Origin of the sequence: Streptomyces beigongshangae (assembly GCF_019710745.1) — a bacterium.
Lineage (GTDB): Bacteria > Actinomycetota > Actinomycetes > Streptomycetales > Streptomycetaceae > Streptomyces > Streptomyces beigongshangae.
On record NZ_JAHKJW010000046.1, the window covers coordinates 58,397 to 67,057 of the forward strand.

Sequence of the window (8,661 nt, forward strand, 5' to 3'; positions counted from 1 at the left end):
ATTGGCCGTAGTCCACACGGGCGGGACGGATCGCGCAAGTACCCGGCCGTCGAGACCGCCGAAACGGTGACGATCCGGGCCGTGTCGCCGCAACTCCTGCCAGGGAATCACAGCCATTGGTGACGCACACCACAGGAAACTGCCCGGATTGTGAATTTCGGAACCCTACGAGGGTACGAGACTCGAATGACTTTGCGGTACGCGTGAGGGGTCGGGCGTATCGTTGCGATTTGCCTGACCCGCCCTCGGGGAGCGGGCCGGACCTTTCGGTTACCTCTCGGTAGAGATGACGTTTCCGCTCCCGAGGTACACGATGGGGAACGGCGCAGGCGCCCAGGAAACCAGAGAAAAACCAAAGTAAAAACTGAGAAGAAGCGGCCCCCCAGAGCGAAGGAACAGCGTGGCTTCCGGACCCGATCGCAACCCGATCATCATTGGCGGCCTTCCGAGTCAGGTCCCTGACTTCGATCCCGAAGAGACCCAGGAGTGGCTCGACTCGCTCGACGCCGCCGTCGACCAGCGCGGCCGGGAGCGGGCCCGCTACCTCATGCTGCGACTGATCGAACGGGCTCGCGAGAAGCGCGTGGCCGTGCCCGAGATGCGCAGCACCGACTACGTCAACACCATCGCCACCAAGGACGAGCCGTTCTTCCCCGGCAACGAGGAGATCGAGCGCAGGATCCTGAACGCGACCCGCTGGAACGCGGCCGTGATGGTGTCCAGGGCCCAGCGGCCCGGGATCGGCGTCGGCGGCCACATCGCCACCTTCGCGTCCTCCGCCTCGCTGTACGACGTGGGCTTCAACCACTTCTTCCGCGGCAAGGACGAGGGCGACGGCGGCGACCAGATCTTCTTCCAGGGGCACGCCTCCCCCGGCATCTACGCCCGCGCGTTCCTCCTGGACCGGCTCGACGAGGCGCAGCTGGACGGCTTCCGGCAGGAGAAGTCGAGGGCTCCGCACGCGCTGTCGTCGTACCCGCACCCGCGGTCGATGCCGGACTTCTGGGAGTTCCCGACCGTCTCGATGGGCCTCGGCCCGCTCGGCGCGATCTTCCAGGCGCGGATGAACCGCTACATGGAGGCGCGCGGCATCGCGGACACCTCCAAGTCGCACGTCTGGGCGTTCCTCGGCGACGGCGAGATGGACGAGCCGGAGTCGCTCGGCCAGCTGTCGATCGCCGCGCGCGAGGGCCTGGACAACCTGACCTTCGTCGTCAACTGCAACCTCCAGCGCCTCGACGGGCCGGTACGCGGCAACGGCAAGATCATCCAGGAGCTGGAGTCGCAGTTCCGGGGCGCCGGCTGGAACGTCATCAAGCTGGTCTGGGACCGCAGCTGGGACCCGCTGCTCGCGCAGGACCGCGACGGCGTGCTGGTCAACAAGCTGAACACCACGCCCGACGGCCAGTTCCAGACGTATGCCACCGAGACCGGCGCGTACATCCGCGAGCACTTCTTCGGCGACGACCACCGGCTGCGGGCGATGGTCGAGAACATGACCGACGACCAGATCCTGCACCTGGGCCGCGGCGGCCACGACCACCGCAAGGTCTACGCGGCCTTCGCGGCGGCCAAGGAGCACAAGGGCCAGCCGACCGTGGTGCTCGCCCAGACGGTCAAGGGCTGGACGCTCGGCCCGAACTTCGAGGGCCGCAACGCCACGCACCAGATGAAGAAGCTGACGGTCGCCGACCTCAAGGGCTTCCGCGACCGGCTGCACCTGCCGATCTCCGACAAGGAGCTGGAGTCCGGCGCGCCGCCGTACTACCACCCGGGCCGGGACTCGGAGGAGATCCAGTACATGCACGACCGCCGCAAGGGCAACGGCGGGTACGTCCCGACGCGTGTCGTGCGGTCGAAGCCGCTGGCGCTGCCCGAGGACAAGACGTACGCGAGTGTGAAGAAGGGCTCCGGCCAGCAGTCGATCGCCACGACCATGGCGTTCGTACGACTGCTCAAGGACCTCATGCGGGACAAGGAGATCGGCAAGCGGTTCGTACTGATCGCGCCGGACGAGTACCGCACGTTCGGCATGGACTCGTTCTTCCCGAGCGCGAAGATCTACAACCCGCTCGGACAGCAGTACGAGGCGGTGGACCGGGACCTGCTCCTCGCGTACAAGGAGTCGCCGACGGGGCAGATGCTGCACGACGGCATCTCCGAGGCGGGCTGCACGGCCTCCCTGATCGCGGCCGGCTCGGCGTACGCCACGCACGGCGAGCCGCTCATCCCGGTGTACGTCTTCTACTCGATGTTCGGTTTCCAGCGCACCGGCGACCAGTTCTGGCAGATGGCGGACCAGCTGGCGCGCGGGTTCGTCCTGGGCGCGACCGCCGGACGCACGACCCTGACGGGTGAGGGCCTGCAGCACGCCGACGGGCACTCGCAGCTGCTCGCCTCGACGAACCCGGCGTGCGTCGCGTACGACCCGGCGTACGGGTTCGAGATCGCGCACATCGTGCAGGACGGGCTGCGGCGGATGTACGGCTCCTCCGAGGAGCATCCGCACGGCGAGGACGTCTTCTACTACCTCACCGTCTACAACGAGCCGATCCAGCACCCCGCCGAGCCGGCCGACGTCGACGTCGACGGCATCCTGAAGGGCATCCACCGCTTCGCGGCGGGGACCTCTGGCTCGGTCCCGGCGCAGATCATGGCGTCCGGCGTGGCGGTGCCGTGGGCCGTGGAGGCGCAGCGGATCCTCGCCGAGGACTGGGACGTACGGGCCGACGTCTGGTCGGCGACCTCCTGGAACGAGCTGCGGCGCGAGGCCGTGGAGGTGGAGCGGCACAACCTGCTGCACCCGGAGGAGGAGCAGCGCGTGCCCTATGTGACGCGCAAGCTCTCGGGCGCCGAGGGGCCGTTCGTGGCCGTCTCCGACTGGATGCGGTCGGTACCGGACCAGATCTCGCGGTGGGTGCCGGGCACGTACCAGTCGCTGGGCGCGGACGGGTTCGGCTTCGCCGACACGCGCGGGGCCGCCCGGCGGTTCTTCCACATCGACGCGCAGTCGATCGTGGTGGGGGTGCTGACGGAGCTCGCGCGGGAGGGGAAGGTCGACCGGTCGGTGCTGAAGCAGGCGGTGGACCGGTACCAGCTGCTGGATGTGGCGGCGGCGGATCCGGGGGCTGCGGGGGGCGACGCGTAGCGCTTCGCGGGGCGCGTGGGTGCGGGTGCGGGTGCGTGGGGGCTGGTCGCGCAGTTCCCCGCGCCCCTGAAAGCAGGGGCTGCGCCCCTGCTTCCACCCCGCGCCCACCGACCGCCCGCAGACGGCTTCCGTACGGACGAGTCCCCGCAGCCCTACGAGGGCTGCGGGGACTCGTGACATCCAGCGGGCGGTCAGAACATGCCCGTGCCGGGGCCGGCCGTGCCCGCCATCCATACGAGGGCCAGGATCGTGTCGATCGCTCCCAGGACCACCGCGATCACCGCGGGCAGCGGCTTCGCGCCGTTCCAGCGGCGGCCCATCGCCAGCCAGCCGCAGAGGATCGCCACCGGGCCGAGCACGATCCCCAGCACGAAGAAACCGGCGACCGCGCAGACCACTCCGACGATTCCGAGCGTCGCGTTGTCCGGCCCGCTCCGTGACCCCGTGCGGCCACGTGAGCGAGGGTGTTTGCGCGTGGTGTGACCGAAGCCCGCCATCATCAACTCCCTGGACCTCCGAGCCGGCCGGATATCGGCCGGTTCTGGCTCACAAGTCGGGTACCCCGGTCATGACAATTCAGACCCGTACTCCTTTTCGCGGGAAGGGCGCGCGGCACGCCGTCCCCCTCCGGCAGCGTGCCGCGTCCCCACCGAACTGCCCGTTCCGGACGGATCAGTTGGGAACACTGTGGCCCCCGACACGGGCGATATGAAAGTCATACGGAAAGTCATCAGCCGGATAGGCGAAAGCCCCGCCGGACAACTCGGCGGGGCTGTATAGGAGATGAAGGGCGTGCCCTGAACACGTGTCCTGCATACGTGTCCTGGATGCGTGCCCTAGATGTGACCGACGCCCGCGCCCGCCTCCGCGTTGGCGCCCCGCTTGGTGAGGAAGGCGACGAAGACGGCCACGACGGCCACACCTGCCGCGACGAGGCTCGCCAGGCTCATGCCGGAGATGAACGTGTCGTGGGCGACCTCCGTGATCTTCGCGGCGACCTCCGGCGGGGTGTCCGGCGCCACCGGGGCCGCACCGACCTGGACCGCCTCCGCGGCCTGGTCGAGCTGTTCGGGGGCGAGCTTCGGGAGCCCCGCGCCGGCCCAGTTTCCCGGGAGGTCGCTGTCGACCTTGGAGGCCATCACGGCGCCGAGGACGGCCGTGCCGAGGCTGCCGCCGATCTGCATGGCGGCCTGCTGGAGGCCGCCCGCGACCCCGGACAGCTCCATCGGCGCGTTGCCCACGATGACCTCGGTGGCGCCGACCATGACGGGCGCGAGGCCGAGGCCGAGCAGCCCGAACCAGATCGACATGATGCCGCTGCCGGTGTCGGTCTCCAGCGTCGAGATGCCGAACATGGCGACGGCGGTGAACGCCATGCCGCCCGCGAGCGGGACGCGCGGCCCCGTCTTCCCGATCAGCCAGCCGGCCAGCGGCGAGCCGACGATCATCATGCCGGTGAGCGGCAGCAGGTGCAGGCCCGCGTCGACCGGGCTCATCCCGTGGACGTTCTGGAGGTAGAAGGTGACGAAGAACAGGCCGCCCATGAAGGCGATGGCCATGAGCACCATCAGGACCACACCGGCCGACAGCGGCACGGAACGGAAGAGGGCGAGCGGTATGAGCGGCTCGCGCACCCGGTTCTCCCAGAACGCGAACAGCGCGAAGCCGAGTACCGCGATGCCGAGGAACGACCAGGTCAGCGCGGCGCCCCAGCCCCACTCCGGGGCCTTGATGAGTGCCCAGACCAGACAGAACATGGCGCCGGACAGCAGGCCGATGCCGAGCAGGTCGAAGGAGCGCGGCGCGTTCGCGGCCCGGTGGTCGGTCAGGATCACCAGGCCGAGGAGGACGGCGAGGATGCCGACCGGCACGTTGATGAAGAAGACGGACTGCCAGTTGACGTGCTCGACGAGCACTCCGCCCAGGATGGGGCCGCCCGCGGTGGAGGCGCCTATGACCATGCCCCAGATGCCGATCGCCATGTTCAGCTTGTCGGCCGGGAAGGTGGCCCGCAGCAGGCCGAGCGCGGCCGGCATCAGCAGCGCGCCGAACAGGCCCTGGAACACCCGGAAGACGATCACGAGGGCGATGCTGTCGGAGAGCCCGATGGCCCCCGAGGACGCCGCGAAGCCGGCCACGCCTATCAGGAAGGTCTGGCGGTGGCCGAACCGGTCGCCGAGCTTGCCCGCCGTGATCAGCGTGACGGCGAGCGCGAGGAAGTAGGCGTTCGTGATCCACTGGACGTCCGCGAACGTGGCGCCCAGGTCCTTCTGGATGGCCGGGTTCGCGATGGCGACGATGGTGCCGTCCAGGGCCACCATCATCACACCGACGGCCACGGTGATCAGGGTGTACCACGGGTGGCCGCGCAGCCCTTTGGCCGGAGCCGGGCCCGAGGGGCCCCCGGGGGCCTCGTCGGCCGGTCCCGTCTTGTTGACGGTGGTCTGACTAGTCATGCGTGCGAGGTTAGTGACAGTCGCTGACAGTTGACAAACCAATTCACCACTGGGTAATTGACCTGTCATTCGCGAAGCGAATGGCCGTCCGAACGGACATTTCGATGTCACCACCAGGACAGGAACGGCACGGAAAGAGGATTCATGGACACGGCACCGCGGCCGGGACTGCGCGAGCGCAAGAAGCGGCGCACCCGGGACGCGCTGGTGCGGACCGCGCTGGAGCTGTTCGTGGCCAACGGCTACGAGCGGACGACCGTCGACGAGATCGCCGGGGCGGTCGATGTCTCCCAGCGCACGTTCTTCCGGTACTTCGCCTCCAAGGAGGAGGCCGCCTTCGCCGTCCAGGAACTGGTGGAGGCGCACTTCCTGGAGGCGGTGCGCCGACGCCCGCCCCACGAACCGCCGTTGACCGCGCTGCGCCGGGCCGTCCTGGCGAGCTGGGACACCATCGGAGAGGCCATCGAGACCGTCGTCCCGATGGAACTGCACATGCGCGCCTTCCGGTTGATCGAGTCGACCCCCGCGCTGCTCGCCGCCCACCTGGGCCGCCAGGAAGGACTGGAGGAGGAGCTCGCCCGGACCGTCGCGGAGCGCGAGGGCCTCGACGTGGACGCCGATCCGCGCCCGCGGGTGACGGTGGCGCTGTTCGGTGGCGTGATGCGGCTGGCCGCCCGCTCGTGGGGTGCGGGCCACGACTTCAGCGCGACCGCGATGCGCGGGCTGACCGCTTCGTACCTCGACCAGATGGAGCTCGCGCTGGCGGAGGACTGGCGCACGCGCGGCGAGCACGCACCGGGTCACAGCCGTAAATAAAGACCCCGGCCCGCCCCGGCCCACTTCGGCCCGCCTCGCGGAGCCGGACTCCCCTGCCCCCATTACCCCGTCGAAAACGTGATCCGCCTCACTGGGCCGACGCGAGACCCTCCCGTTCTCCTAGTGTGTCCTTTCAGTGACTTCCTTCGACTCCACCCCCCAACTCAACGTCTGGCGCATGCTGCTCGCACTGGCCGTCGTGTTCGTGATGCTCGGGGCCACCGGCTGGACCGCGGTGCGCCATCACCGAGGGGCGGCCACCCCGCTCGCCGCCTCGCTGTCCGCCTGGGAGCGCGGGCGCCTGGGCGGCCACCGGCTGCCGGACCCGAACAGGACGGCGCCGGCCCGGCTGGCCCGGTTCTTCGCCTCGCTCGACGCACACCAGCGAACCCGGCTCGCCGCCCGTTATCCGCTCGCGGTCGGCAACATGAACGGGGCACCCGTGAGCCTGCGTTACCGCGCCAACCACATCGCCCTCGGCCAGGCGCGCGAGGCCGAGCGCAGACGCATGCGCGACGGGCGGCTCTCCCCGGCCGGCCGGCACGACGCGGGCCGCCGGATGCACCGGTACGAGGCGCTGATGTCGCAGAAGCGCCGCATCCTCGCCTTCGACCCCACGGGGACGGGCCGGGTCGCGGAGGTCTTCGGCAACCTCGGCCCGGCCGAGCGGGTCTCGGTCGTCGTGCCCGGTGTCGACACCGACGTACTGACCTTCCAGCGCACCCGGCGCGAGTACACGGCCCCGGTCGGCATGGCCAAGGCCCTGTACCGCGCCGAACGCGAGGCGGACCCCCGGACGCGTACGGCCGTCATCGCCTGGGCCGACTACACGGCGCCGGGCGGGCTCGGCATGGAGGCCGCCGCCGGCGTCCGCGCCGAGGAGGGCGCGGTGCGGCTCGGTGCCCTCGTCCGGGCCCTGCCCGGCCGCTCCCGCGTCGCGCTGTACTGCCACAGCTACGGGTCCGTGGTCTGCGGCGTCGCCGCGCGCTCACTGCCCGCCCGGGTCTCCGACATAGCGGTGGCGGGCAGTCCGGGGATGCGGGTCGAGAAGGCGGCGCAGCTGCGCACCGCGGCCCGGGTGTGGGCCGTACGGGACGCGGACGACTGGATCGAGGACGTGCCGCACCTGGAGGTCGGCGGGCTCGGCCACGGCGCCGACCCGATGTCCTCCGGGTTCGGCGCGCGGGTGCTGTCCGCGCGCGGGGCGGAGGGACACACCGGATATTTCGAGCCGGGGACCGACAGCCTGCGGAACTTCGCCGAGATCGGGATTGGCGCGTACCGCGCGGTCCGCTGCGCCCACGAGGACGACGCGTGCCGCAGGGGCCTGTCCGGCGCGTCCGGCACCGCTGAAGCCGGACGCGCGTAGAGAACGGGGGGAGCGCGGCCCGTTCAGGGAGGGGACCGGGAGGCGCATGCCGCATACGATGGCCCGCATGGGTGACGTACTGGCCGGATTTCATGCCGCCTGGGAGTTCGGGTCCGACTCCGTGCTCATCCGCTTCGAACGGGGCATCCGCACGCCGAAGTTGTTCCAGGCGCTCGGTGAGCGACGTGTCCCGTTCGACGCGATCACGGCGGTGACGCTGACGCCCGGCAGGCGCGGGACGGTCGTCCTGCGCGCCGAGCCGAGGCCGGGGGCGGACCCGCTGATGGAGGCGGCCGCGGGGCAGTTGAAGGACGTGTGCGACCCCTACCGCCTGGTGCTGCCCGTCGAGCGCGAGACGCTCGCCGCGTACTACGCGGACGAGTTGCGCGCGGCGCTCGCGCCCGCGGACGCGGGTCCGGCCGGGCGCTATCTGGTGCGACCGCCCGGGGCGCCGCTCCGGTTCAAGGCGTACGACGGGAAGGCGTCCTTCGACGGGAGGTCCGTGGCCTTCCGGTGGTTCCGGACGGGCGCCTCGTCCGCGAAGTGGAAGGCCGGCGACCAGACGTTCGCCGTCGCCGGCCTGTGCGGGGTGGAGTGGCGATCGCCGGAGGGCTTCGAGGGGCACCTGCGGCTGCTCCGCCGCGAGGCCCCTGAGGCCGGGGTCGCGGGGACGGGGGCGGGGACGGGGACGGCGGCGGGGGTTCCGCAGCCGGTCCCGGCGGACCAGGATCCGGCGGCCGTGGTGTTCGGGCGGGGGTACGGGCCGGTGCACGAGTCGCTGCCGTTCGCGGCGGCCGTGCTGGCCGCGGCGCGGTCCGGCGGGCCCGCGGCCCCCGCCGGCGGGGCGGGGGCCGCGGTGGAGGCCCGGCGCG

Annotated in this window: 6 protein-coding genes; 4 read left to right on the plus strand and 2 right to left on the minus strand. The window is 70.9% G+C overall.

The window, feature by feature from the left end; genetic code table 11:
- The first annotated feature begins 400 nt into the window (after window positions 1-400).
- Entirely contained in the window at window positions 401-3,148 is a 2,748-nt protein-coding gene (aceE, locus tag KM933_RS29165; RefSeq protein ID WP_221357654.1) for a pyruvate dehydrogenase (acetyl-transferring), homodimeric type, read from the plus strand.
- 191 nt (window positions 3,149-3,339) lie between these two features.
- On the opposite strand, the gene KM933_RS29170 is transcribed toward aceE, so the two are convergent.
- Window positions 3,340-3,648 (minus strand): small hydrophobic protein, encoded by a 309-nt coding sequence (locus KM933_RS29170; RefSeq protein ID WP_221357655.1) that lies wholly within the window; start codon window positions 3,646-3,648, stop codon window positions 3,340-3,342.
- A 336-nt stretch (window positions 3,649-3,984) separates the two neighbouring features.
- Entirely contained in the window at window positions 3,985-5,604 is a 1,620-nt protein-coding gene (locus tag KM933_RS29175) for an MFS transporter (RefSeq protein WP_221357656.1), read from the minus strand.
- Between the two features lie 144 nt (window positions 5,605-5,748).
- On the opposite strand from KM933_RS29175, the gene KM933_RS29180 reads away from it, so the two are divergent.
- The 3 genes from KM933_RS29180 to KM933_RS29190 all read left to right on the plus strand — a co-directional run.
- On the plus strand, window positions 5,749-6,420 hold the full coding sequence (locus tag KM933_RS29180) for a TetR family transcriptional regulator (protein ID WP_221357664.1): 672 nt from the start codon (window positions 5,749-5,751) through the stop codon (window positions 6,418-6,420).
- A gap of 136 nt (window positions 6,421-6,556) precedes the next feature.
- Window positions 6,557-7,789, plus strand: coding sequence for an alpha/beta hydrolase (locus tag KM933_RS29185; protein ID WP_221357665.1), 1,233 nt, complete (start codon window positions 6,557-6,559; stop codon window positions 7,787-7,789).
- A 67-nt stretch (window positions 7,790-7,856) separates the two neighbouring features.
- The coding region (locus tag KM933_RS29190; protein ID WP_430727383.1) for a DUF4429 domain-containing protein at window positions 7,857-8,661 on the plus strand (805 nt) is incomplete at its 3' end.

Excerpts from the sequence above, each read along its gene's own strand:
- KM933_RS29170 (WP_221357655.1), bottom strand. The coding sequence starts at position 3,648 with ATGATGGCGGGCTTCGGTCACACCACGCGCAAACACCCTCGCTCACGT.
- KM933_RS29175 (WP_221357656.1), bottom strand. The coding sequence starts at position 5,604 with ATGACTAGTCAGACCACCGTCAACAAGACGGGACCGGCCGACGAGGCC.
- KM933_RS29180 (WP_221357664.1), top strand. The coding sequence starts at position 5,749 with ATGGACACGGCACCGCGGCCGGGACTGCGCGAGCGCAAGAAGCGGCGC.